This window comes from Duganella margarita (assembly GCF_009857535.1).
In the GTDB taxonomy this organism is placed as follows: Bacteria; Pseudomonadota; Gammaproteobacteria; order Burkholderiales; family Burkholderiaceae_D; genus Rugamonas; species Rugamonas margarita.
The window spans coordinates 89,837-114,804 of sequence record NZ_WWCS01000013.1 but is presented as its reverse complement, the minus strand read 5'-3'; the positions used below and the strand labels follow the sequence as shown (position 1 = coordinate 114,804).

At 63.6% G+C, this 24,968-nt stretch carries 21 protein-coding genes and 1 tRNA gene; 12 read left to right on the top strand and 10 right to left on the bottom strand.

The features are described 5' to 3' along the window. Positions 1 to 73: 73 nt before the first annotated feature. Entirely contained in the window at positions 74 to 2,131 is a 2,058-nt protein-coding gene (locus GTP55_RS19645; RefSeq protein ID WP_161046555.1) for a S9 family peptidase, read from the bottom strand. A gap of 126 nt (positions 2,132 to 2,257) precedes the next feature. Then, the gene (locus GTP55_RS19640; protein WP_161046554.1) at positions 2,258 to 2,509 is read right to left on the bottom strand and encodes a hypothetical protein; all 252 of its coding nucleotides are present in this window, start codon (positions 2,507 to 2,509) and stop codon (positions 2,258 to 2,260) included. Positions 2,510 to 2,607: 98 nt separating this feature from the next. On the opposite strand from GTP55_RS19640, the gene GTP55_RS19635 reads away from it, so the two are divergent. The 3 genes from GTP55_RS19635 (at position 2,608) to GTP55_RS19625 (ending at position 4,879) form a co-directional block, all read left to right on the top strand. Beyond that, positions 2,608 to 3,186, top strand: coding sequence for a TetR/AcrR family transcriptional regulator (locus GTP55_RS19635; protein ID WP_161046553.1), 579 nt, complete (start codon positions 2,608 to 2,610; stop codon positions 3,184 to 3,186). A 69-nt stretch (positions 3,187 to 3,255) separates the two neighbouring features. Further along, positions 3,256 to 3,963 carry an SDR family oxidoreductase gene (locus GTP55_RS19630; RefSeq protein WP_161046552.1) on the top strand — a complete coding sequence of 236 codons (708 nt, stop codon included), beginning with the start codon at positions 3,256 to 3,258 and terminating at the stop codon, positions 3,961 to 3,963. Positions 3,964 to 4,315: 352 nt separating this feature from the next. Beyond that, positions 4,316 to 4,879 carry a hypothetical protein gene (locus tag GTP55_RS19625; RefSeq protein WP_161046551.1) on the top strand — a complete coding sequence of 188 codons (564 nt, stop codon included), beginning with the start codon at positions 4,316 to 4,318 and terminating at the stop codon, positions 4,877 to 4,879. Here GTP55_RS19625 and GTP55_RS19620 read toward each other — a convergent pair. From GTP55_RS19620 to GTP55_RS19610, 3 genes are read right to left on the bottom strand one after another with little or no spacing between them, the layout of a single operon-like run. Beyond that, positions 4,876 to 7,623, bottom strand: a complete 2,748-nt coding sequence (locus tag GTP55_RS19620) for a TonB-dependent receptor domain-containing protein (RefSeq protein ID WP_161046599.1) — start codon at positions 7,621 to 7,623, stop codon at positions 4,876 to 4,878. The two genes, GTP55_RS19625 and GTP55_RS19620, sit on opposite strands and share 4 nt — an antisense overlap. A gap of 28 nt (positions 7,624 to 7,651) precedes the next feature. Continuing rightward, positions 7,652 to 8,848, bottom strand: coding sequence for a glutamate carboxypeptidase (locus GTP55_RS19615; RefSeq protein ID WP_161046550.1), 1,197 nt, complete (start codon positions 8,846 to 8,848; stop codon positions 7,652 to 7,654). Continuing rightward, positions 8,845 to 10,302 carry a M20 family peptidase gene (locus GTP55_RS19610; RefSeq protein WP_161046549.1) on the bottom strand — a complete coding sequence of 486 codons (1,458 nt, stop codon included), beginning with the start codon at positions 10,300 to 10,302 and terminating at the stop codon, positions 8,845 to 8,847. The genes GTP55_RS19615 and GTP55_RS19610 overlap by 4 nt, the downstream gene beginning before the upstream one ends. Positions 10,303 to 10,409: 107 nt before the next feature. On the opposite strand from GTP55_RS19610, the gene GTP55_RS19605 reads away from it, so the two are divergent. From GTP55_RS19605 to GTP55_RS19590, 4 genes are all read left to right on the top strand, one after another. After that, on the top strand, positions 10,410 to 11,519 hold the full coding sequence (locus GTP55_RS19605) for a GlxA family transcriptional regulator (RefSeq protein WP_229258060.1): 1,110 nt from the start codon (positions 10,410 to 10,412) through the stop codon (positions 11,517 to 11,519). Continuing rightward, positions 11,516 to 12,970, top strand: coding sequence for an MFS transporter (locus tag GTP55_RS19600; protein ID WP_161046548.1), 1,455 nt, complete (start codon positions 11,516 to 11,518; stop codon positions 12,968 to 12,970). Before GTP55_RS19605 ends, GTP55_RS19600 begins: the two co-directional genes overlap by 4 nt. Positions 12,971 to 13,041: 71 nt before the next feature. After that, positions 13,042 to 15,402 (top strand): S9 family peptidase, encoded by a 2,361-nt coding sequence (locus tag GTP55_RS19595; RefSeq protein ID WP_161046547.1) that lies wholly within the window; start codon positions 13,042 to 13,044, stop codon positions 15,400 to 15,402. An 8-nt stretch (positions 15,403 to 15,410) separates the two neighbouring features. Beyond that, a complete protein-coding gene (locus tag GTP55_RS19590) occupies positions 15,411 to 16,703 on the top strand; it encodes an alpha-amylase family glycosyl hydrolase (protein WP_161046546.1) in 1,293 nt (430 codons plus the stop codon). Between the two features lie 99 nt (positions 16,704 to 16,802). Here the strand turns inward: GTP55_RS19590 and GTP55_RS19585 are convergent, their stop codons facing one another. Beyond that, positions 16,803 to 18,203 carry a M20/M25/M40 family metallo-hydrolase gene (locus GTP55_RS19585; protein ID WP_161046545.1) on the bottom strand — a complete coding sequence of 467 codons (1,401 nt, stop codon included), beginning with the start codon at positions 18,201 to 18,203 and terminating at the stop codon, positions 16,803 to 16,805. A 122-nt stretch (positions 18,204 to 18,325) separates the two neighbouring features. On the opposite strand from GTP55_RS19585, the gene GTP55_RS19580 reads away from it, so the two are divergent. Together GTP55_RS19580 and GTP55_RS19575 are read left to right on the top strand one after the other, a co-directional pair. After that, positions 18,326 to 18,401, top strand: a tRNA-Phe gene (locus GTP55_RS19580). A gap of 183 nt (positions 18,402 to 18,584) precedes the next feature. Further along, a complete protein-coding gene (locus GTP55_RS19575; protein ID WP_161046544.1) occupies positions 18,585 to 19,049 on the top strand; it encodes a DUF2846 domain-containing protein in 465 nt (154 codons plus the stop codon). 145 nt (positions 19,050 to 19,194) lie between these two features. Here the strand turns inward: GTP55_RS19575 and GTP55_RS19570 are convergent, their stop codons facing one another. Both GTP55_RS19570 and GTP55_RS19565 read right to left on the bottom strand, forming a co-directional pair. Beyond that, the gene (locus GTP55_RS19570) at positions 19,195 to 19,395 is read right to left on the bottom strand and encodes a PIN domain-containing protein (protein WP_229258059.1); all 201 of its coding nucleotides are present in this window, start codon (positions 19,393 to 19,395) and stop codon (positions 19,195 to 19,197) included. Continuing rightward, complete coding sequence (locus GTP55_RS19565) at positions 19,392 to 19,643, bottom strand: AbrB/MazE/SpoVT family DNA-binding domain-containing protein (RefSeq protein ID WP_161046543.1); 252 nt, start codon at positions 19,641 to 19,643, stop codon at positions 19,392 to 19,394. Before GTP55_RS19565 ends, GTP55_RS19570 begins: the two co-directional genes overlap by 4 nt. 103 nt (positions 19,644 to 19,746) lie before the next feature. On the opposite strand from GTP55_RS19565, the gene GTP55_RS19560 reads away from it, so the two are divergent. Further along, on the top strand, positions 19,747 to 20,736 hold the full coding sequence (locus tag GTP55_RS19560; protein ID WP_161046542.1) for a DUF4424 family protein: 990 nt from the start codon (positions 19,747 to 19,749) through the stop codon (positions 20,734 to 20,736). A gap of 2 nt (positions 20,737 to 20,738) precedes the next feature. On the opposite strand, the gene GTP55_RS19555 is transcribed toward GTP55_RS19560, so the two are convergent. Both GTP55_RS19555 and GTP55_RS19550 read right to left on the bottom strand, forming a co-directional pair. Further along, positions 20,739 to 21,611: a substrate-binding periplasmic protein gene (locus GTP55_RS19555; RefSeq protein WP_161046541.1), complete on the bottom strand. Its 873-nt coding sequence runs from the start codon at positions 21,609 to 21,611 to the stop codon at positions 20,739 to 20,741. Between the two features lie 48 nt (positions 21,612 to 21,659). Continuing rightward, the gene (locus GTP55_RS19550; protein ID WP_161046540.1) at positions 21,660 to 22,139 is read right to left on the bottom strand and encodes a hypothetical protein; all 480 of its coding nucleotides are present in this window, start codon (positions 22,137 to 22,139) and stop codon (positions 21,660 to 21,662) included. Between the two features lie 217 nt (positions 22,140 to 22,356). On the opposite strand from GTP55_RS19550, the gene GTP55_RS19545 reads away from it, so the two are divergent. Both GTP55_RS19545 and GTP55_RS19540 read left to right on the top strand, forming a co-directional pair. Further along, on the top strand, positions 22,357 to 23,613 hold the full coding sequence (locus GTP55_RS19545) for a cupin domain-containing protein (RefSeq protein ID WP_161046539.1): 1,257 nt from the start codon (positions 22,357 to 22,359) through the stop codon (positions 23,611 to 23,613). Positions 23,614 to 23,695: 82 nt separating this feature from the next. Continuing rightward, a complete protein-coding gene (locus GTP55_RS19540; RefSeq protein WP_161046538.1) occupies positions 23,696 to 24,964 on the top strand; it encodes an Nramp family divalent metal transporter in 1,269 nt (422 codons plus the stop codon). The last annotated feature ends 4 nt before the right edge of the window (positions 24,965 to 24,968 follow it).

Genomic DNA, 24,968 nt, shown 5'->3' with positions numbered 1-24,968 from the left:
AATCGTCGTCGCTCCCGCGCAAGCGGGAGCCCATACTCAGCATGGATTCCCGCGTACGCGGGAATGACGTTGGTTATTTTTTCTTGGTATAGGTATCCAGCCAGTCGATCACCGTGTGATGCCACAGCACCGAGTTGGCCGGCTTCAGCACCCAGTGGTTCTCATCCGGGAAGAACAGCAACTTGCTCGGAATGCCACGGCGCTGCAACGCGGTAAACGCGCCCAGACCCTGCGTGGTCGGAATGCGGAAGTCCAGATCGCCCTGCACCACCAGCATCGGCGTTTTCCAGTTCTTCACCTTCAGCGCCGGGTTGAACTTCTCGTGCAGCTCCGGCACATCGTAATACGCGCCGCCGTTTTCCCACTCGGTGAACCAGATCTCCTCGGTCGAGTAAGCCATGCCGCGCGCATCGAACACGCCGTCGTGATTGACGATGCACTTGAAGCCATCCGACCAGTTACCCTGGATCCAGTTCATCATGAAGCCGCCGTACGACGCACCCAGGGCACAGCTGTTCTCGCGGTCCAGCCATGGATATTTCGCCACCGCCGCCGCCAGGCCCTTCTGCAAATCTTCCAGCGGCTTGCCGCCCCAGTCGCCGCTGATTGAATCGGTGAACTTCTGGCCATAGCCGGTCGAGCCGTGGAAATCGATAAACACCGTCGCATAGCCGGCGCCCGCATACACCTGCGGATTCCAGCGATAGCTCCACGAGTTGCCGAAGCTGCCCTGCGGGCCGCCGTGCACCAGGAAGGCGATCGGATATTTCTGGCCCGGCTGCGCATTCCACGGCTTCATCACGTGACCATAAACGGTCTCGCCATTGGCGCCGGTGAACGAGAACTGCTCGTACTCGCCAAATTTGACGTCGGCCAGCGCCGCTTCGTTCAGATGGGTCAGTTGGGCAGCCTTCTCGCCCGATGCACCGAGCTTGAACTTGAACAGCTGCGCCCCTGCCGCCAGATTGGCCTGCGCCATCACGATGGTGTCGCGCGCCACATCGAAGCCGGCCACATAGCCCTGGCCGGTCAGCGCCGTCACCTTGCCGCTGGCGGCATCGATCGAGAACAGACGGTGTTGGCCGACATCGTCGGCGGTGGCCAGGATGGCCTTGCTGTCCGGGGTCCAGCGGTAGTCCGCAATCGAGCGGTCCCAGCTGTCAGCCACGGTGCGCTTCTTGCCGCTGGCGACATCAATCAGCACCAGGTGGAAGCGGTCCGCCTCGAAGGTCGGCTTGTCCATCGCCACATAGGCCAGCGTCTTGCCGTCCGGCGAATAAATCGCCTTGGCGTCCCACGCCTTATTGTCTTCGGTCAGATCCTTGATCTCGCCGCCGGTAGCCGGCACCGTATAGACATCGAAGTTGGTCGACCACGCCTCGGTGCGGCCGGCGATGCGGGCCGAGAAGGCCACCGTCTTGCCGTCCGGGCTGAAGTGATATTCGTCATGGTCGCCGAACGGTTTGGACGGCACATCGCCGTCCAGCTTGCCGGTCAGGCTGACCGGCTGCACGCTGACCTTGCCGCTGGCGTCGATCGGCGCCGAATACAGCACATTGTTGCGGCCATCGGCCCAGGTATCCCAGTGGCGCACGAACAGCTTGTCGAACACCTTGCCGCTGGCCTTGACCTTGGCCTGCTCGTCCAGGCGCTGCCTGGTGCACGCCAGATCGGCGCAATCGCGGAACACGGCCATGCTGAACAGCAAACGGTCGCCCTGCGGCGACAGCCGGAAATTATCGACGTCCAGCGGCAGATCGGTCACCTTGCTTGCCTCGCCGCCGGCCAGCGGCAGACGCCATACCTGCGACGAACCGGAGCGGCCCGACAGGAAATAAATCGCCTCGCCGTTCGGCGCCCATTCCGGGTCCGCGCTGCTGGCGGCGGCCTGGGTCAGGCGCACGGGCGCAGCCTGCGGATGGCGCAGGTCGAGCAGATACAGCTGGGTATTGCCGCGGTTCTTGTCGAGGTCGGTGGTGCGCACGGTGTACACCACGCGGGTGGCGTCCGGTGACAGCACCGGGTTGCCGACCCGCTCCATCTTGACCATGTCTTCGACAGTGAAACCGCGCGGCGCGGCCATCGCACTGGACGCCATGGCGGCGCCCAGCAGCAGCAAGGGGAATCTCATTCGGTCTCTCCGATGTTATAAAAAATATACCAGCTTGTGGCCGGGCATCGGGAATCATACCAAGAGCGCCGCCTGCTGCGACATATCCTCAGGAAATTGTTACTTTACGCTACTTAACCTGCACGCTTAGCGGTTGACGCCGGTCGGCATGGTGAAGCGGCGCTGCTCCAGCAACTCTTCGGCGTTGACGTTCTGCACGCCATTGCCGGGCGCGCAATCGCGCCGCTTGATCGAGCTGCCGGTCGGCGCATCGTCCGAACGGTTCGGCTTGCACTTGACTTCCGCCGTCGCCGGCGCCGCCGGATCGACCGCCACCTCAGGCTGCGACGCGCACGCCGCCAGCACCAGACACACACCGCTCAACACAACTGCCTTCATTGCTTCTCCTCCAAAGAAAGTAACTGACTTTCATATACTATCAGTTTCATAGCAAAAAAAGCGTTGACTTATTTAAGACGACCGGTCATATTACGCACATGGCCAAAGCAAACGTTAAAGAGCAAATCCTCACCACCAGCGTGACCCTGCTGCACAGCAAAGGGTTCAACGCCACCAGCGTACAAGACATCACCGACGCTGCCGGGGTGCCGAAAGGCTCGTTCTACAACCACTTTACCAGCAAGGAAGCGCTGGGGATGGAAGTATTACAACGTTACCTGGCCGCCGTGGCCGCCATCGCCGCCGTGCTGCACGAGCGCAGCCTGGCACCGACGGTCCGGCTGCAACAGTATTTCGATGGCATGATCGCCGCCAACGCCGCCAATGACTTTCACAGCGGCTGCCTGCTGGGCAATTTCAGCACCGAATTGTCCAACCAGATCCCGGCCATGCGCGGCGCCATGCAGCAGGCGTTTGCGGCCGGAGCCGACAGCCTGGCGGCGGTGATCGCCGAAGGCCAGCAGGACGGCAGCATCGGCAACCAGATGCCGGCCGCCGACCTGGCCGCGTTCATCAACGACGCCTGGCAAGGCGCGGTATTGCGCGCCAAAGCCGAGCAGAGCCGCATCCCGCTGGACCGTTTTGTCCGCCTGGTAATGAGCAACATCCTGCACTGATTTTTTTTCGGCCATTTTTAAGATGACCGGTCATATTGTAGTTAATTAAACCACTCGAAAGGAACCACCATGAATCTCAAAGACTCCGTCGTCCTCGTTACTGGCGCCAACCGTGGCTTGGGCAAAGCCCTGGCCGAAGCCGCCGTCAAAGCCGGCGCCCGCAAAGTCTACGCTGCCGCCCGCAAACCGGAAACCGTGGATATCGCCGGCGCCACGCCGATCAAGCTGGACGTGACCAACGCCGCCGACATCGCCGCCGCCGTGCAAGCCATCCCCGACCTGACCGTCCTGATTAACAACGCCGGCATCCACGTGGTGGGCGGCGTGATCCGCGCCGACGCCACCGAAGCAGCCCGCGCCGAACTGGAAGCCAACTTCTTCGGCCCGCTGGCGCTGAGCAACGCCTTCGCCCCGGTACTGGGCCGCAACGGCGGCGGCGCCATCATCAACATCCTGTCGGCGCTGAGCTGGGCCAGCTTCCCGACCACCGGCACCTACAGCGCCTCCAAGGCCGCCGCCTGGGCCCTGACCAACGGCCTGCGCGGCGAACTGGCCGCCCAGAACACGCAGGTGGTGGGCGCCCACATGGGCTACATGGACACCGACATGACGGCCGGCGTCGACGCCCCGAAATCAAAGCCGGCCGACATCGCCAGCGCCATCTTCACCGCGCTGGAAGCCGGCGCCGACGAAGCGCTGACCGACGACGTCTCCAAACAAGTGCGCGCCAGCTTCGCCGCCCCGCGCGCCTTCTACCTGGGCGCCCCACGCGCCTGAGCGATGCCGCAATGCAGCATTGAGGTTGCGGCCAAAAGCGGCCGCAACCGATAGAAAAAATTATTGTAACGTGCAAGAAATGGCGTATTTTCGCGTGACGAAACAGGGCATAATCTACCTCGCAGCCAAGTGAAAAGCGCGCGTTCTCCGCCGGCCTGACGTGTGCGCAATTCGTTTTCCCCGCCGGTAATGCATCGCATTGTATTGCCTCACAACTAGTTGTGAACAATTGTAAATCGGCGTTGTATGAGCCCGTTTATCACGCTAAGGTAGCAGCTTGAACCTCGGGCGTGTCGGCTCCTCTGCGACGACCTCCGCGCAGCCGACGTCACACGGAACTACGGGAAACGCTATGCTTACTGCCACCTATGTCTTGTTGACACTCTCCATCGAACAGAAGAAAGAACGCCACTTCATCTCGCGGCTGCTGCAGTACGTGCAGACCATCGCCCGCCGGCCCCAGGAAATCGACCCTGTGTTCATTGAATCCCAGCTCAAGGAACTGACCAGCTTTGCCGAAGCGCGCCACCAGCGCAAAGTGGAAGCCTGCCTCATGCCGGCCGTGCGCGCCGCCGAACCGAATTGCGCGCCGCTGATGAACGACCTCGAATCGCTGAGCAAGCGCGGCAGCGCCATGCTCAACGCCGTCTACCGCTGCCTGCGCCGCGCCATGCGCCGCAGCGCCTCGCAGGGCAATTTCCTGTGCAAGACCATCGACCTGTATTGCCAGAACCTGCTCAAGCGCCTCGACAAGGAAGAGCAGGAACTGCTGCCGCTGGCGCAAAAAGTCATCTCCAGCGAAGAGTGGTTCGAAATCGGCAGCAAGTTCCTGGCGCAGGACGACGACAACGCCGCCTCGCGGCCGGAACTGCGGCCGATCCGCAGCCGCATCTACCCCAGCGGCGCCACCGCCTAGCGGAAGGCGTAGCTGGCGTTGACGTACACGAAGCGCCCGCGCGGATCGTAGGTGCTGACGTCATAGCCATACTGGAACTGCGCCGCCACCGGCACGAACGTCTGCGGCTGGCGATCGAACAGATTGCGCACGCCCAGCGTCAGCGTGGTGTTCTTCAAGCCACGCCACGCGATATTGGCGTCGTAGGTCGCCATCGCCCCCATGAACACCCGCTGCCCCAGCAGATCATGCGCCGCCTCGTAACGCGCGCGGTAGTTCTGGATCAGCGTGGTGGCCAGCGCGCCCTGGGTCCAGGTCGCATTCAGCGTGTGCTTCCAGCGCAGCACCACGCCGCCGGCATCGGCGCCGATCACCGGCGTGCCCTTGCTGTCCACCAGCGTGCCCACCTTGTGCGACAGCACGCCGCCCGGACTGGTCTGATCGAACTTGTCCATATACGTGCCGTTCAGCGCCACATCCAGCTTGCCCGGACCGAAAGCCTGGCGGCTGGTGATGAACACATCCGCGCCCTGCACCGTGGCGTTGCCGGTATTCGCCAGCACCGTCTTGACCAGATCGATATCGTTGCCGTTCAGGACCACCAGATTGGCATACGCCGGATCGCCGGCGCGGTAGCGCGAAACCACCTCCTGCGCCGACGGCGTCGCCAGGATGTCGCTGACCTTGATGCGGAACCAGTCCACGCCCGCGTTCAGCCAGCTGGCCGGCGACCACACCACGCCCACCGACGCCTGGCGCGACTCCTCCGGCTTCAGCTGCGAATTACCGCCGGTGAGGCCATTCACCTGCAATGAACTCTGGCCCGTCTTCGGGTCGCTGAACGCCACCGTGGTGCCCAGCACCTGCGGCGTCCACAGATCGCTCAGCGTCGGCGCGCGGAAGCCGCTGCCCGTCGAGCCGCGCAACAGCAAACTGCGCACCGGCTGCCAGCGCAGGCTGGCCTTGTAATTGGTCGACGAACCGACATCGTTGTAATGGTCGTTGCGCAGCGCCAGATTGGCCTCCACGCTGCTCAGCAACGGCGCGTTGATTTCGCCGAATACCGAACGGATGGTGCGGCTGCGATCCACCACCGCCAGCGCGCCGCCCGCGCCGCCGACGTCACCGCTCAGAATCGCCGCGCTGGGCAAAATCTTGTAGCTCTCATGCCGCGCCTGCGCGCCTGCCGCGTACTGCACCGCGCGGCCATCGAGTTTGAATATATCGCCGGTGATTTTGCTGTCGATCAGATCACTGTCCGACCAGCCGTCGATGGTCTTGCCGGTGTACTGCGCCGTCTTCAGTTTCTCCGCCAGCGCGCCGGTCTGCACGCCGCCCGGCGCCCACGGATTCCAGTTATTGGCCGGATCGTTGATGATCTTCGCATACTCCACCTGCAGGAAGTACCCGGACGGCAGCGATCCCGACACCTTGCTGCGGTTGGACGTCAACGCCACCTCATAGTCCTGCCCCCACACCGTGCCGCGCGCGCCACCGACAAAGCGCGACTGCGTCGCCACATCACGCGACTGGCGCGGCCCGAAATCGAACACGCGGCTGGTAATCGCCAGCGGCTGGCCAATGATCGACGTAAAACCCTGCGCCGTCAGATAAGGCACCACAATCGACTGATATACCGGATTACTCGGATAAAGGATCAGCGACGGATCAACCTTCTGCTTGACGAACGCGCTGTCCACCACCAGGAAACTGCGCCGCACAGGGCTGGTCTGTATGGTATTGGTCACCACGCTGCGCGAAAGCAGCGCATCGGCAAACAACTGATGGTCGTTGTTGATCTTGAAAGTCAGGTTGCCGGTCAGGTTGCCCAGCTCACGCGCCGGAATCAGATTGGTGGCCGAGGCGCTGTCATACGCGCAGTAAGGCGCACCCTTGCTGCTCGGCGTCGGATTCTGGAACATCTGGATATCCGCGCACTTGCCCTGCGCCGCCAGCGGATTGCCATAGCCGGTCGCCGGCGACGCACCAAAGCCTGGGCCACGGTCATTCGGATAAGCCCCCGGAATCACCACGCCCTCGATATTGCCCTGCCCCGTCGCGCCGGATACGTAGTACGGCATATTGTTACCCGACCTGGCGTAATCGCGGTCCCGCCCGAACAGCGCCTTCTCCTTCTCCCACGACGCCGACACCACCGCGCTGTAGCCATCGCGCTCCAGATTCCCCAGGCCGCCGGTCACCGACGCCTTGTTATTCTGCCCGCCGCCATGTGTGGTCGGCGAACCAGTGCCGCCACTGACCTCAATGCCCTCAAAGCTCTTCGACAAAATGAAGTTGACCACACCGGCCACCGCATCGCTGCCATACACGCCGGACGCGCCATCCTTCAGCACCTCGATGCGCTCAATCGCCGCCAGCGGAATCACATTGACGTTGACCGTGGCCCCGCCGCCGCCCGCAAACGCTGCCAGCCGGCGGCCATTGACCAGCACAAGCGTGCGCTGCGCGCCCAGCCCGCGCAGCGAAATCGACGACAGCCCGAAGGTGCCGCTCGACGCCCCGGCCGCATTCGACGTCGCCCCCGCCGACGACAGCGATGCGATCGACGCCAGCAGCCCCTCCGTACTCGTGGCGCCGATGCGCTGGATATCCTGCTTGCTGATCATCTGCACCGGCAGCGCGGTCTCCGAATCGGCGCGTTTGACCGACGAACCGGTCACCTCCACGCGCTGCATCTTCTCGCTGTCCTCCTGCGCGATGGCTGGCGCGATCACCGCCGTCGCCGCCAGCCCACCGGCGAACATCACTGAGTGGTGAAGCTTTACTGAGAATTTACTGAGAAGCGCCTGCTTCCTGCATCATGCGGCTGAGCAGATACAGTCGCGGCACAATCGAATCGATGGTGATGTATTCATCCTTGCCATGCACGCCGTCGCCGGCCAGGCCGAAAGCCTCCAGCACGATAGCCGTTCCGGCGCGGCTGGCGTAACCGGCGTCAGTGCCGCCACCGGTGCCTGGATACAGCGCCAGCTTGCGGTCGATCTCACCGTAGATGGCCTGCGCCTTCACCGCACAGGCGCGCGCCGCATCGGTGGCGATGAACGGCGGCCGTCCCTGCTCGATCGCCACCGTGGTAACGGTATCCGCCACCAGCGGCTTGGCCACCTTCTCGCTGAGCGCCTGCTGCAGGCGCTGCGCGCCATCGGTCGCACTCAAGCGTACGTCACCCTGCGCGGTGGCGCTGGCGGGAATCTGATTGGTCACCAGACCGGCATTCGCGCGTGTCCAGTTCAACTGCGCGCCCGGCACATTGATATCCTGGGTTTGCAGCAGCTGGTGCGACAGCTCGATCAGCGTATTGCGGCCAACCTTCGGCGCCACGCCGGCGTGCGCGGCGCGGCCTTGCACCGTCATGGTCGCGGTGGCGATGCCGCTGGCGCTCAGCAGAATGCCCTCCATCTGCGCACCATTCGGCTCGCACGAAAACACAAAGTCATGTTGCGCCGCCTGCGTCGCGATCCATTCGCCGGACGCGCGCGAACCGACTTCCTCGTCCGGGTTGAAGATCACCGTCAGCTGCGCATAATCCCGCCAGCCGCGCGCATGCAGCATCTCGATGGTGTGCAGGATCAGCGCAATGCCACTCTTGTCATCCGCAATGCCGGGACCATACACCCGGTTGCCGTCCACGTGATACGGCTGCGAGACAAGGATGCCGGGCTGGTACACCGTATCCATATGCGCGATCAGCATCAGCCGCTTGCTTCCCTTGCCGGTAAAGCGGCCGGTGACGATGCCGTCCTTGCGCTCCACCACCGCACCCAGCGCCTTCAACCGCAGCGCGCTGACATCGGCCACGCGCGCCACGCCGGCCGTATCGCTGCTGCCGGATTCAATCAGCACCAACTCTTTCAGCGTGGCCAGCAACGGCGCCTGCTGCGCGCGCGCCGCCTCCAGCAAGCCCTGATCGGCCGCCATTGCGCCATGCATAGCGCCACCCAACACCACCGCGAGTATCAGCTTCTTCATTTACCGTTCCTGGCCAGTTGCACATAGAAGCGGACCGCTTCCAGATAGTTATCGATGCCGATGCGTTCGTTGGTGCCATGGAAGCGCGGCAGATCATCCGGTCCGGCGCGCACCGGCGAGAAGCGGTACACATGCTCGCTCACGTCCTTGTAGTGGCGCGAATCGGTGGCGCCGATCACAATCCCCGGGGCCACCGCCGCGTCGCTGAACACTTCGCGGATGGTGCGGTTGATCAGCGCGTACTGCGCCGACTCGATCGGCGAAATGCGCGACGGCTCGGAGGCTCCCACATCCAGCGCCGCATGCACCGCATCGTTATTGACGGCCTGCTTGACGTGCTCCATCACGCCGCCCACCGTATCGCCCGGACGAATACGGAAATTGACCACCGCGTCGGCGCGGCCTGGCAGCACGTTGTCCTTGTTCCCCACGTGGACCACAGTCAGCGCGGTGGTGGTGCGCAGCATGGCGTTGGTTCCTGCCGACTGCTCCAGCTGCTTCTTCACCAGGGGCCCGAACAGCCACAGGTTGGACAGCGCCACCCGGTTCATGCCCTGCATCTCCGGCGCAATGATGTCGAAGGCATCGCGCGCCACGCCGCTTAACTCGGCCGGCATCTGCTTGCGCTCCAGATCCGTCAGCGCGGCGCTCATCATGCCGATGGCGGTGTTATGCGGTGGCATCGACGAGTGACCCGGCGCCGTGGTCACCTCCAGATTGACGCTGGCATAGCCCTTCTCCGCCACACCGATCAGCGCTACCGGCTTGCTGACGCCGGCCATGATGCCCTCCGTCACCAGCATGCCCTCATCCAGCACATAGTCCAGCTGCACGCCGCGTGACTTCAGCAGCCGCGCAATCTCCACCGCGCCACGGCGGCCGCCGACTTCTTCGTCCGCGCCGAAGCCGAAATAAATGGTGGCGCGCGGCTGATAGCCCGACGCCAGCAAATACTCCACCGCCTCCATCTGCGCCACCAGGCTGCCCTTGTCATCCCACGAGCCGCGGCCCCACACAAAGCCGTCCTTCACCACACCGTCGAACGGCGGCTGCTGCCAGTTGGCTTCCGTACCCGGCGCCACCGGCACCACATCCTGGTGCGCCAGCCACATCACCGGCTTGGCCTGAGCGTCGCTGCCCTGCCACGTGAACAGCATGCTGTGGCCGATCATCTCGCGCTTCAGCGCCGCATGCATGCGCGGGAAAGCCTGCGCAAGGTAAGCCTGCATGCGCTCAAACTCTTCGGCGTTGACAGCGCCCGACGCCGGGTCGGAAATCGTGCGGAACTTCAGCGCGCCGGCCAGCCGCCCCGCCACCGCATCGCGCTCCAGCGCCAGCGGCGCGGCCGGCGTCACCATGAGCTGGCGCGACGTCAACCGCCAGGTATTCCACGCCACCGCCGCGACAATCACAGCGATAACCAGTAGTGCGGCATACAAAAGTCGCTTCAACATAAAATGAAAATCCATGTAAAAAAGTGCGCCAGATTGGTGCGCAACGCGACCTTGCGTTGCCCTTTTCGGACACTGTTGTTTTGATTTCTTGCGAACGATTCTAAAGCTTGCCTAAGCAATATCGTGCAGCTAATATCGCCAATATGCAGACCAATCCCGCCACCGACCTCGCACCGCTTGACGTGCAGCTGCTATGGCTACCGGAAGCGATGCCGGGTAATTTGTTTGCCGCCATCGATGTGCTGAATGTGGCGGCAGGGATACTACAACTGCGCAAGCCGCACGTGCCGGCGCCGCTGACGTGGCGCGTGATCACCCCGCCCGGCGTCGCCTCGCCGCTCAACGCCGACGCCATGGCCGGCATGCAGAAACTGCCGCCGCAAGAACTACCGCCCAACCGCACGCTGATCGTGGTGCCCGGCCTCGCCGCCCGCAACGCCCCGCACCTGGGCGACATCGCCGAGCGCCATCCCGACGTGCTGCAACTGCTGCACGACCACGCGCTGCACGGCGGCCTGATTGCCGCCTGCTTCACCGGCATGGTGTTCCCGGCGCGTCTGGGCCTGCTGACCGGCGCCCCGTGCGCGCCGCCGTGGGCCTACCAATCGTGGATGAAACTGCACTTCCCCGAAGGCGACTTCGACACGGACGAACCGATGTCCTTCCACGAACGCGTATCGACCTGCGTCGCGCCCGGCCTGCAAACCGAATTCATCGCCGCGCTGCTGGGCCGCCTGCTCGACCCCGACCTGATGGAAGGCTGCCTGCAAGTGCTGCAATATCAGCAGCGCCGCCAGCAGATCACCTCCGAACTAAGCGGCGTCTGGCTCACGCCCACCTCCGACAGCCCCGTCTACCGCGCCACCCAATGGCTGCAAGCCAATCTGGAACAGCCGTACAACCTGCACGCACTGGCCGAAGCCGCCGCCACCAGCGAACGCACGCTGCTGCGCCACTTCCGCCAGGCGGTCGGCATGACGCCGCTGGAATATCTGCACAAGCTGCGCGTGGAGCGCGCCAAGGTGATGATGGAAGTCTCGCTGCACAACTTCCACACCATCGCCTCCGCCTGCGGCTATGCGGACGCCGGCTCGTTCCGCCGCCTGTTCCAGCAGGCCACCGGCATGAATCCCAGCGTCTACCGCGAACGCTTCACGCTGCGCGCGCGCCGGCCGCATTGGAAGGTCGAACAAAAATCGCAAGAGGCACTCACATGAGCCACGGCGCCAAAATCCTGCACCTGCGCGGCGCTGCCGGCATGAACGCGATCTACCGCAAAGTCAGCTGGCGCCTGCTGCCATTGCTGATGCTGTGCTACGCGGTGGCGTACCTGGACCGCGTCAATGTCAGCTACGCCAAGCTGCAAATGGGCGCCGACCTCGATTTCAGCAACCAGACCTACGCCTGGGGCGTGGGCATCTTCTTCATCGGCTACTGCCTGTGCGAGATCCCCAGCAACCTGCTGCTGGAAAGAATCGGCGCCCGCAAAACGCTGCTGCGCATCATGCTGTGCTGGGGCGTGACCGCTGCTGCTGGCGCCTTCGTGCGCGAACCGGTCGAGTTCTACGTCATCCGCTTTCTGCTTGGCGTGTTTGAAGCCGGCTTCTTCCCCGGCGTGATCCTCTACCTGACCTACTGGTATCCGGCGGCGCGGCGCGCGCGCGTGATCGCCCTCTTCGCTTCGGCCGCGCTGCTGGCCGGCGTAGCCGCTGGCCCACTGTGCGGCGCCACGCTGCAATACATGCACCAATCCGGCGGCCTGCAAGGGTGGCAATGGCTGCTGGTGCTGCAAGGCCTGCCGGCCGTGCTGCTCGGCGTGGTCGCCTACTTCTACCTCGATGACAGACCGGAAGACGCACGCTGGCTGTCGTCGTTTGAACAGCAGATGATCGAACAGGATCTGGAACGCGACGAAGCAGCGCTCAACGCCGCCGCCGGCAACGACGGCCATGCCCCGCACGCGCCGGACGCCCGCAACGGCAACGCGAACGCCAGTGCCGCCGACGCTACCGACGCCGAGCCGCCATCCGCCTTCGCCACCATCTGGTCGCTGGTGCGCCAACCCGCCATCGCGCTGCTGGCCGTGGCCAACCTGCTGCTGATGGGCGCCAGCTACGCATTGATCTTCTGGTCGCCGACGCTGATGCAGCGCTGGGGCGCCGGCAGCCATATGCAGCTTGGCCTGCTGGCCGTCATCCCCAACCTGGCCGGCGTGATCGGCATGATCCTGATCGGCTACGACTCCGACCGCCGGCGCGAGCGGCGCGGCCACTTCATCGCCTGCATGGTGCTGGCGGCCGGCGGCCTGGCGCTGGCCATCGCCGGCGACAACCGCCTCACCTGGTCGCTGGCTGGCCTGACGCTGGCCTCAATGGGCATCGCCGCCGCCTCGCCGCTACTGATCGCCATCGTCACCGGCATGCTGAACCGGCGCCGCGCCGCCGCCGGCATCGCGCTGATCGGCAGCTTTGGCCTGCTGGGCGGCGCCTTCGGGCCACCGCTCAGCGAACGCCTGCTGGCATGGGGCGGCAGCGCCGCCATGCTGGCCGCGCTGATCGTCCTGTACCTGGCGGCGGGCGCCATCCTGCTGCTGGCATTGCGCTTCGCCCCGCGCCACGGCGATCCTGACGCGGGCCGTGGTCAAACCGACAAGATGGCCCGCAACTAACGGTTCGGCTAGAATCTGGGAGGCGCTGCGATCCGGCGCTCCCGTTCACCCAACCTACAAGCGAAACTTCGATGCGTTTTGTATTGCCACTTGTGGCCACCGCCATTGCGGCCCACGCCGCTGCCGTCAACGCCGCACCAACGCCCATCACCCTTGATCAAGCCATGGCCAATCCGGACTGGATCGGCAACCCGGTGGAATCCGCCTGGTGGGGCTGGGACAGCCGCCAGGTCTACTTCAAGCAAAAACGCACCGCCTCCGCCGTGCGCGACACTTACCAGATCGCCGGCAGCGCCGCCAAACTGGTGGACGAAAAACAGCTGGCCAACCTCGATAGCGCCGATCCGGTCTACAACCGCGAACGCACCCGCGCCGTCCTACTGCGCAACGGCGACCTGTTTGAACGCGACCTGAAAACCGGCGCGCTGACGCAGATCGTGCGCGGCACCACGCCGGCCTCCGACGCCCAATACGCCGCCGACGGCAACCACGTACAGTTCCGCGTCGGCAGCGACTGGTTCAGCTGGAGCCGCAGCGAACGTCTGGTGTCGCCGGTCGCGCTGCTGCGCACCGCCAAAGACCCGGACGCCGCGCCGGACGCCGACTTCCGCCGCGACATGCAGCTGCGCCTCATCACCACGCTGGCGCAACTGAAGAAGGACAAGGACGACACCCGCGACCAGCGCAACGCCGACCGCGCCGCCGACGCCACCCGCGCGCCGCTGCCGATCTACCTGGGCGACAAAGTCACCATCGAAACCAGCTCGCTGTCGCCGGACGGCCGCTATCTGCTGGTGGTCACCGCCGCCAAGGACGGTGACAAACGCCGCATCGGCAAGCTGCCGAAATACGTCACCGAATCCGGCTACGAAGAAACCGACGAAGAGCGCAAGCGCGTCAGCGAAGCCGGCCCGCTGGCGCATCAACTGAAGCTGATTGAAGTCGCCACCCGCAAAGTGACCGACCTGTCGCTGGACGACCTGCCCGGCATCAAGGAAGACCCGCTGGCCGCGATGCGCGTCGCGCAGAAACTCGATCCGATCAAAGGCAACCGCGCCGTGCGCTTCGAAGGCCGCGAAGACTCGATCCGCTGGAGCGCCAACGGCGCGCGCGTCGCCGTGCTGGCGCAAGCCATCGACAACAAGGACCGCTGGATCGCCGCCGTCGACCTGGCCGCCGCCAGGCTGCAACCGCTGCATCGCCTGAGCGACGCCGCCTGGGTCAACAACCGCGGCAACGACTTTGGCTGGCAACAGGACAACAGCACGCTGTGGTACGAATCGGAAGAAAGCGGCTACTCACACCTGTATCTGCGCAGCGCCGACGGCAAGGCGCGTCCGCTCACCTCAGGCAAATGGGAAGAGTCCAACGTCACCTGGTCGGGCGACGGCCAGACCGCCTACTTCATGTGCAACCCAAAACTGCCGGGCACCTATGAAGTCTGCTCGACCAACACCAGGGACGGCGCGCTGAAGGAACTGACGTCGCTGGGCGGCGTCGAAAGCTTCGCGCTGTCGCCGGACGGCCGCAAGCTGCTGGTGCGCTACTCCACCGCCTACATGCCGGCGCAGATCGGCACCGTCAGCAGCAGCGGCGGCGCCATCACCCAGCTGACCGACACCCGCACCGCCGACTACAAGGCACGCGAATGGATCGAACCGCAAATCGTGCCGGTGCCGTCGACCCACGGCGCCGATCCGGTGTGGGCCAAGCTGTATCGCCCGGCCACGCTGGAAGCCGGCAAAAAATATCCGGTCGTGATGTTCGTGCACGGCGCCGGCTACCTGCAAAACGTCACCAGGCGCTACCCGGTCTATTTCCGCGAACAGATGTTCCACAACCTGCTGGTGCAGAAGGGTTACATCGTGATCGACATGGACTACCGCGCCTCGCTCGGCTATGGCCGCAACTGGCGCACCGCGATCTACCGCCAGATGGGTCACCCGGAACTGGAAGACTACGTCGATGGCCTGAACTGGATGGTGGCCAATCAACAGGGCGACGTTAAAAATGTCGGCATCTACGGCGGCAGCTACGGCGGCTTCATGACCTTCATGGCGCTGCTGCGCGCACCGGACCAGTTCAAGTCCGGCGCCGCGCTGCGTCCCGTCACCGACTGGACCACCTACAACCACGAATACACCGCCAACATCCTGAATACGCCGGAGCTGGACCCGGAAGCGTACAAGGTATCGTCGCCGATCGAATACGCCGATAAGCTGAAAGGCAACCTGCTGATCGCCCACGGCATGATCGACGATAACGTCTTCTTCCAGGACTCGGTGCGCATGGCCCAGCGCTTCATCGAACTGAAAAAGGCCAACTGGGAACTGGCGCCGTATCCGCTGGAGCGTCACGGCTTCGTGCATCCGGAATCGTGGTACGACGAATACCGCCGCATCTATGAACTGTTTGAACGCACGCTGAAATAAGGGACTCTATGAAAAAGCTTGCCGCCTCGCTGATCCTGGCGACGTTATTCACCGCCGCCCACGCCGAGCCGAAACACCCGGCGTGGTCGCGCAGCGCCAACGTGTATGAAGTCAACCCGCGCCAGTTCAGCAAGGAAGGCACGCTGAACGCGGTCGCCGCCAGCCTGCCGCGCCTCAAGCAGATGGGCGTGGACATCGTCTGGCTGATGCCGATCCATCCGATCGGCCAGAAGAACCACAAGGGCACGCTGGGCAGCTACTACGCGGTGCAGGACTACACCGCCGTCAACCCGGATTACGGCAGCGTCGACGACCTGCGCAAGCTGGTCAAGCAGGCGCACGCGCTGGGCATGCACGTGATCCTCGACTGGGTGGGCAACCACACGGCGTGGGACAACCCGTGGGTGACGCAGCATCCCGACTGGTTCAAGAAAAACGACAAGGGGGAAATCTACTCGGTCACCTTCAAGAACGAAGCCGGCGGCACCGAAGAATGGAGCGACGTCGTTGGCCTTGACTACGACAACAAGGAACTGTGGAAGGGCATGACCAACGCCATGGCCTTCTGGGTCAAGGACGCAGGCATCGACGGCTTCCGCGCCGACGCCGCCGGCATGGTGCCGACCGCGTTCTGGGACCAGGCGCGCGCGCAGCTGGACAAGATCAAGCCGGTGTTCATGCTGGCGGAAGCGGACGATCCGGCGCTGCACGACAAAGCCTTCGACGCCAGCTACGACTGGCCGCTGAACGGCATAATGAAAAAGATCGGCAAAGGCGAAGCCGGCGCCGCCGAGCTGCGCGACTACGTGACCAACCCGCCGAAAGCCTTCCCGCGCGACGCCTTCCGCCTGCAGTTCACCAACAACCACGACATCAACTCGTGGGAAGGTGCGGACAAGGATTTATACGGCCCGGCGTGGGGCGCGATGACGGTGCTGAGCTACACGCTGCCAGGCATCCCGCTTATCTACAACGGCCAGGAATCGCGGCTGGACAAGAAGCTGGAGTTCTTCGAGAAAGATCCGATCGACTGGAAGAACTATGAGCTGGAAGGCTTCTTCGCCGGCCTCAACGCGCTGAAGAAGCAGAACCCGGCGCTGTGGAGCGGCACGGCCGGCGGCGCGGTGCAGTTGCTGGACGTCGGCAACCCGCAGGTGTTTGCCTTCAAGCGCCAGCAGGGCGCCAACCATGTGCGCGTGATCGTCAACCCGACCGCCCAGCCGCAGAAATACAAAGTGCCCGGCGAACCAGGCCAGTCCACGCTCAAGCCGTGGCGCTGGCGGATCATCGTGCCGGAGTAACCCCAAAACGAAAGGGTCTGACCCCGTACGGGGTCAGACCCTAGCCGCAGCGCTGTGCGGGTTGCAGCAGTGCCACGCACATCGCAATCAAATACCACCCTATTCCGTCGCCAGCCGCTTGCCGAGGCGGTACAGATATTCCTGACCGTCGTACAGCGACTTCACGCGGATGTGTTCATTCAGACCGTGCGCGCCGCTGCCTTCCGGACCATGGAACATGCCGCTGACGCCATAGGTCCAGATACCGGCGTTGTTGAGGAAGCGGCCATCGGTGCCGCCGGTGGACATGGTCGGCACCACCGGCACGCCCGGCCACATGGCGTTGCTGATTTCCTCCACCGCCGTCATCAGCACCGGCGTCATGGGCGGCATCGGACCGTCGACGCCATCGCCGATGCGGGTGATCTTGATCTTGTCATCGGCCACCACGCGCTGCAAGATCGCCTGCACCTCGGCGATCGGCTCGCCCGGCAGGATGCGGCAATTGACCGTGGCCCGCGCGCGCTGCGGCAGCGCGTTGTCGGCGTGGCCGGCATCGACCCTGGTCGCCACGCAGGTGGTGCGCACGGTGGAATTGTGGACCGGGCTTACCGCATACAAACGGTCCAGCGCCGCCTGGTCCGGCGGATCTTGCAGGATCGCCTTCATGTCCTGCGCCACCTGGCCCTTCTCAATGGTCGACATGCGCTCGTAGTAGGCGCGCGTGACCGGCGACAGCTTGAACGGGAACGAGAACTGCCCCAGCCGCGACAAGCCATCGGCCAGATGATAAATCGCGTTGTCCTTGAACGGCGCCGAACTGTGGCCGCCGGGATTGGTCACCTCCAGCTGGAAGCTCTGGTAGATCTTTTCGCCGGCCTGGATGCCGTGGCGGACCGGCTTGCCGTCCTTGTCCAGCAGACCGCCGCCGCCTTCGTTCAGCGCGATCTCGGCGTCGATCAGCGCGCGGTGATGGTTGACCAGATATTCGGCGCCGTCAAACCTGGACGGCACCAGCTCCTCATCGCAGGTCAGCGCCAGGATGATGTCGCGCTTCAGCGGCAGCTTTTCTTTCTTGTAGAGCAGCATATTGTTGACGAAGGCGGCGGCCATGGCCTTATCGTCCGATGAGCCGCGTGCGTAGAACATGCCGTTCTCCTCCACCAGCTTGAATGGATCGCGCTCCCAGTCCTCGCGCTTGGCCTCGACCACATCGATGTGGGCCAACAGCAGCAGCGGTTTCTTGCTGCCGTCGCCCTTCAGGCGCGCGATCAGATTGCCCTTTTGCGGGCCGCCGGGCGGGATGATCATCTGCAGTTCGCTGTCCTTGAAACCGCCGGCTTTGAGGCGCCTGGCCATCTTCTGCGCGGCCTCGGTGCAGGAGCCGACCGAATTGGTGGTATTGGTCTCCACCAGTTCCTGGTAAATCGACCGCATCTGCTGCTGCACCGGCGTCAACTCCGCCCCGTGCGCCGCGCCCGCCGCGGTCAACAACGCCCACCACCAAGCCGCCTTCTTCATATCATCCCTGTCTGATCAGATTGTCTAATTGGCCAAATTTAGCCCTCCATCATGTTGCTGTCAATAAAATGGATTCAGGCTCTTGCCAAACCCGGCGAGTGGTCGCTATAATTGCGGCCCTTGGCCTGGTAGCTCAGTTGGTAGAGCAGAGGATTGAAAATCCTTGTGTCGGTGGTTCGATTCCGCCCCGGGCCACCAAGAACAGTCCTAAACGAAACGCCAACCCATACAGGTTGGCGTTTTGCTTTGCGCGCATTTATGCACCCAGTTTCCCAATTGATATATTTATTGCAAAATTGAGTTGCCAAAAGGCTAATTTACAATAAAAAGTATAGTCCCGTTCGCGTGGCCATATATGATTTCATCACTAGGGTAATAAATATGAAATACGTTCCTCTTCTTGCCATAGCCATGTCTTTCCTCGTCACTGGCTGTGCTTCCGTGACCATGGCGCCTCAAGCAGATTCCGCCAAAGCCAAACAATTCGCTGCCCCTGGCGCGAATAATGCTGGACTCTACGTTTACCGGAACAGCTTTGTTGGCAAGGCACTGAAAAAGGATATCTTTATCGACGGTAACTGCCTCGGCGAAAGCGCACCAGACGTGTTTTTCTACACCGAGGTTGCAGGCGGTAAAACCCTCAAGATCTCCACCGAATCCGAGTTCTCGCCAAATGAACTGACCCTGAGCGTCGACTCTGGGAAAAATTACTTCGTCCGTCAATACATCAAAATGGGCGTGCTCATTGGCGGCGCAGGTGTTGAACTGGTGACCGAGCAACAAGGCAAAACCGATATCGCACCGCTGGAAATGGCCCAAGCCGGCAAATGCAGCGTAACGAAATAAACGCGATTTCTATGGAGCCATGACCGGCTACAGCGACTTAGACTTCAATGCCACCTTCGGGTGGCATTTGTTTAGAATTTCGCAAACTCTGCCGAAGCGCTCGACCCATGGTGCACACCGCTGCCATACTGCCGATCAGAGACGCCTATAAATGCCGCGCCGCCAAGCCTTGTGCAGTAATCAATGACACTGCTTTCTTATCGAAAGAAACAAAAGTATCGCCGCCAAGCGATTGCCCCTCGTAGGCGATGGCACCGTCGGCGAAATCACCTCCCGCTTCAAGCATCCGTAACCCAGCCTCCACGGCGGGGCGTAGCAGGACATTGGTGTCGACGGATATTTTCACTTACGATCAGCCCAGGCTTGCGCCGTCGCGTCATTGATCTCCTGCAGCGTGGCCACTTTTTCTGTACGCCCGGCCAGCAAACCGACAAAGCCTCCGATTGTTCCACTTGGCTGCGCAGCCTTCAGTAGTCCTTTGGAATCCGGTAGCAAATCGAGTTCGATCTTGTCGCCAGGCTTGATGCCGAGGTGTTGCAGCACCTCTTTTTTCAATGTGACCTGCCCACGTGCGGTAACTGTCAAAATCGCCATGATGCCCCCTGTGCTCAATCCATAAAGTGTAGTTCAATTGCGCGGGGTTTCCGCCGCGTTTAGGTATATTGTCGCTTCTCTACTTTTGCCATTATCACCACATATGAAATCTGTCCTGGCAGCCGCCCTCCTGCTCCCCCTCCTCGCCAGCGCCAATGACGGTGTCGGCGGTGTCAGCGCTGGCGGCATTGTGTTCCGCAAGACCGATGCCATCGCCATGAAGAAGGAAGTGCTCACCGTCAGCCACCGGTTGATCAGCGTCGACTATGAATTCCTCAACGAGGCGGCGCAGGATGTGGAGGAGACCATCATCTTCCCGCTGCCCGCCTATCCCGCTGCGCAGCAGCCCAACGATACCTACTACGGCCAGCCCAACGGCTTCTCGATTAAGGTAGACGGCAAGCCGGTCGGCTTCCGTACCGTGGTGCAAGCGCTGCTGGACAAGAAAGACGTCACCGAACAACTGCGCAAGCTGGGCCTGACCGACGCGCAGATCGCCTATCACCCTTCCTTCAGCCCGCCCACCAAGGAGCAGACGTTCACCGCCCAGCAGCGCCAGCAGCTCACCAGGCTCAAGCTGATCGCTGAAGGATCGGATGGCGACATGGCGCCGGCGTGGCAGATCCAGGTCAACTATGTGTGGCAGCAGAAGTTCCCGGCCAATAAGGTAGTGCGGGTGCATCACGAGTACCGGCCCTTCATCTCGGCCGGTCCCGGCGAATCCGTCATGGATGACGAGACCGCCAAGCTGTACTGCGCCGACGCCGCCTTTCTGAAAAGCTGGCACAAGCTGGCCAGGCACAACAACGATCGCACCGACAGTTACCTGAGCGCCGCCAAGGTCTCCTACATCCTCAAGACCGGCAATACATGGAAGCGCGGCATCGAGGACTTCACGCTGAATGTGGTCAAGAGCACGCCGGCCGAGCTGGTCAGCCTGTGCTTCCCCGGCGCCTTCAAGAAGACCGACGCCAAGACCTACCAGGTCCACCTGAGCAACTTCCAGCCGGCCCAGGATCTTGAGGTCTACTTCGGTAACGTCGAGCCGTCGGACGAGCCCAACAACGGCGTGATGCCGGTGCTGAACAAGTAAGCCTAGCGGCTGCGGCCGGGGGGACGGAACCACAGTTCGCGCCGGTCCAGCGGTGTGGCGGCCGACAGCAGCGGATTGCGCAATTCAAACACGCGACGCGCACCCAGCGTCGAGCGCGCCGCCATCTCGCCGAAATACTCCTGGAACAGGCGCACGTAGCTGCCATCGGCCAGCATGCTTTCCAGCCCGCGCTGGATGGCCGCCGCCAGTGCGGTATTGGATTTTTTAACGAAGAAGTAGAACGCGCTCGGGTAGTGCAGCGCCAGACCCGGCGCCACCATCAGCCCCTGCTGCGCGAACGCGGCCGCCTCGTGCCAGACTTCAAACACGGCGCGCGGAAAATAATCAACCCGCCCGGACTCCAGCATCTTGAACATGCCGGCGTAATCGGACGCGGTCTGCACCTTGTAATGGTTGGCACGCAGGATGTCGGTGTCGGGCCAGTCGTGCCCTTGCAGCGCGTCCAGCGCCTGCAACTCGGCGGCCTGGCGGATGACGCCGAAGCGCTCGGCGTCGCTGCGGCGTATCAGCAGCAGGCGCCAGCCGATCAGGCCCATGTCGAGCGGAATCCGCACCGGCAGCAGGTCGCGCTCGCGCGTCTGCGAAGTCATGGTCCACAGCACGTCGACCACGCGGCCGGCCTGCAACTCGGCCAGCGCGCGGTTTTGCCGCATCATCACGGCGGTCGGTTGCAGCGCGTAGTCGTGGCCGGAGCGCGCCAGCGCCATGCGCAGCAGGCGCACCGGATAGTGCTCGGCGCCGTCGCCATGCCCTTCCGCTTCCGATTGCGGATGGCGCACCAGCGTGGCGCCGCGCGCCGGTGTGATGCCCAGCGCCAGCGCGCTGCCCAGAATGAATCGTCTACGGTCGAACATGACCGGATATTAACTTAAAAGCAAGTCAACGTAAAATGACGAAATGTATCAACTATGGCGCGCCGCCAGCCTGGCGCGCAGCTCCTTGATTTCGGCGGCGTAGTTGTCGCGCGCGGTGACCGCCCCCACCAGTTCCATCTCGGCCGTCAGCCGGGCGTCGGACAGCGCCGCCGCCGCCGCGACATTGCGCTCGATCTGCGCGCGCAGGTCGGCCAGTTGCGCATCCTTGCCTTCAATGGCCAGCTGGTCCTTGGCCTTGCCGACCAGCGCGTCGGTGGCGATGCTGCGGGCGTTGCGCAATTCGGCCATCAGCTGTTGAATCTCCTCGTCGCGCTCGTCGGCCAGCGCTTTGGCCTGGTCGCGCGCGGCGGTGGTATCGGCCAGTTCGGCGCGGGCCGCCTGCAATGCTTCTTCAGTGCGCGCCAGCGCTTCGCGCGGCCCGGCAACGGCCGCTTCCGCCGTCTGCTGCACCCAGTCGCCCAGGGCGCTGACGATGGCTTCGGGGATCTCCAGTTTTGCTGCGGTCATTGCGGGCTCCAGTCAGGTGTAAGTTCGTACGATACCGCAGGCGTTGCCATCGAGCAAGCAATCGGGCAAGCATAGGCGCTGGCCGTGACCATCCTGCCAACACTATCAAGGACGCTTATGACTGCGCCAAAGAATTTCTGAATATTCATTGTCGCGTGCGGCCCCTACTATGACCTGACCGGGTGCATTCCGACATCCAGATATCAGGAGAACCAACATGACTGACTTGAAACGCCGCAGCGTCCTCGCCAATGCCGCCGCTGGCGCCGTCGCCCTGGGCGCCACCGCCGCCGTCAAAGCCGCCGAATTCGGCAACCCAGACCGTCCGCTGCAAGGCGCGATCAACTCCAGCGCCGTCGCCAATGCCGAGCCCGGCCCAAAAAATGCGCTGCTGCGCGACCAGCTGCCGTCGTTCACCAATCCGCCGCCGACCGACGTCGGCGGCATGGCGATTCCATGGGCTTCGTTCAACCTGGCGCACAAGCGCATCCAGAACGGCGGCTGGGCCCGTGAAGTGACCACCAAGGCCTTCCCGATTTCCAAGGACATCGCCGGCGTCAACATGCGCCTCGGCCCGGGCGGCGTGCGCGAGCTGCACTGGCACCAGCAGGCCGAATGGGCGATCATGGTCAGTGGCGAGGTGCGCATCACCACCATCGACAGCCTGGGCCGCGCCGAAGTGGCCGACGTCAAGACCGGCGACCTGTGGTACTTCCCGCCCGGCCTGCCGCATTCGCTGCAGGGCCTGGGCGCCGACGGCGGCGAGTTCGTGCTGGCCTTCGACAACGGCGCCGCCGGCGAATTCAACACGCTGATGGTGTCTGAATGGCTGGCGCACACGCCGCCCGACATCCTGGCGCAAAACTTCGGCATCCCCGCCGACAAGTTCAAGAACATCCCGCTGGAGCAGCTGTGGATTTACCAGGGCGCACCCGCCGGTCCGCTGGCCGCCGCCCAGGCGTATTCCGCCTCATCCGCCGGCCGGCCCGACCATCCGTTCATCTTCCGCACCGGCGCCATGGCGCCAACGCTGCGCCAGCCCGGCGGCGAAGTGAAGATTATCGACACCCGCAACTTCCCCATCTCCAAAACGGTGGCGGCGGCGCTGGTCACGCTGCGCCCCGGCGGCCTGCGCGAGATGCACTGGCATCCGGATGCCGATGAGTGGCAATACTTCATCCAGGGCAAGGGCAGCATGACGGTGTTCAACGCCGGCCCGGCGGCGCAGACGGTCGACTTCAACCCCGGCGACGTCGGTTACGTCGAGAAAAACCTCGGCCACTACGTCAAGAATACCGGCAGCACCGACCTGGTGTTCCTGGAGCTGTTCAAGTCGGACCACTTCTCGGAAGTCACGCTGTCGCAATGGCTGGCCAACACGCCGCGCCAGCTGGTCAAAGAGCACCTGCAGGTGGACGACGCCACGCTCGACGTGATCCACAAGCTGAAAGACCGCCGCGACGTGCTGGCCTGAAGCCCCGGCAGCACCGCCCGCCGCCGCGCCCGTACCAGCGGGCGCGGCGGATTGAACCACGCTACCGCAGGAGAGCCGCCCCATGTTTGCCGCCATCGATAGCAAGGCCACCGTCGCCGCCATGCGCGACAGTCTCGACCATCCCCAGAGCGGCGCGCGCGGGCTGCTGGCGTTTGCCGGCCCGGCCGTGATCGCCTCGGTGGCGTATATGGACCCCGGCAATTTCGCCACCAACATCCAGGCCGGTTCCACCTACGGTTATCAGCTGCTGTGGGTGGTGCTGCTGGCCAGCCTGGTGTCGATGCTGTTCCAGGCCATGTCGGCCAAGCTCGGCATCATCACCGGCCGCAGCCTGGCGGAACTGTGCCGCGACGAGTTCCCGCGCCCGGTGGTGATCGCCATGTGGCTGGGGTCCGAAGTGGCGGCGATGGCCACCGATCTGGCCGAATTCATGGGCGGCGCGCTCGGCATCTCGCTGCTGTTCCATATCGCACTGGGCTGGGCGTTGATGATCACCGGCATCGTCACCTACGCCATCCTGTCGCTGGACAAAGCCGGCTTCCGGCCGCTGGAAATCGTCATCGGCGCGCTGGTCGCCGTCATCGGTCTCAGCTATCTGGCCGAGATGATCATCACCCCGCCGGACTGGCACGCGGCGCTGTTCCACAGCGTGGTGCCGGAACTGCACGGCAAGGACGCGCTGATGCTGGCGGTGGGCATCGTCGGCGCCACCATCATGCCGCACTCCATCTACTTGCATTCCGGCCTGACGCAGAACCGTGCACCGGCCCGCAACGACGAACAGCGCCTGCGGCTGGTGCGCTTCTCCAACCGCGAAGTGATGATCGCGCTCGGCATGGCCGGCCTGGTCAACATGGCCATGGTGGCGATGGCCGCCAGCGCCTTCAGCAAGACCGCGCCCGGCATCGCCGACATCACGGTGGCCTACCACACGCTGACGCCGGTGCTGGGCGCCGGCGCCGCGCTGCTGTTCCTGATTTCATTGCTGGCGTCGGGCATTTCCAGCTCGGTGGTCGGTACCATGGCCGGCCAGAACATCATGCAGGGCTTTGTCGGCTTCCACATTCCGCTGCTGGCGCGGCGCCTGATCACCATGGTGCCGGCAGTGCTGGTGTGCCTGACCGCCAATCCGATGACCGCCATGATCGACAGCCAGATCGTGCTCAGCATCGTGCTGCCGGTGCCGCTGATTGCGCTGGTGGTGCTGTCGTCGCGCCGCTCGGTGATGGGCCGCTTTACCGCCGGCCGCAAGCTGACGGCCATGGCGGTGCTGGCCACCGCCGCCATCATCGGCCTCAACCTGGCGTTGCTGTGGCAGGCGCTGGCATGACGCG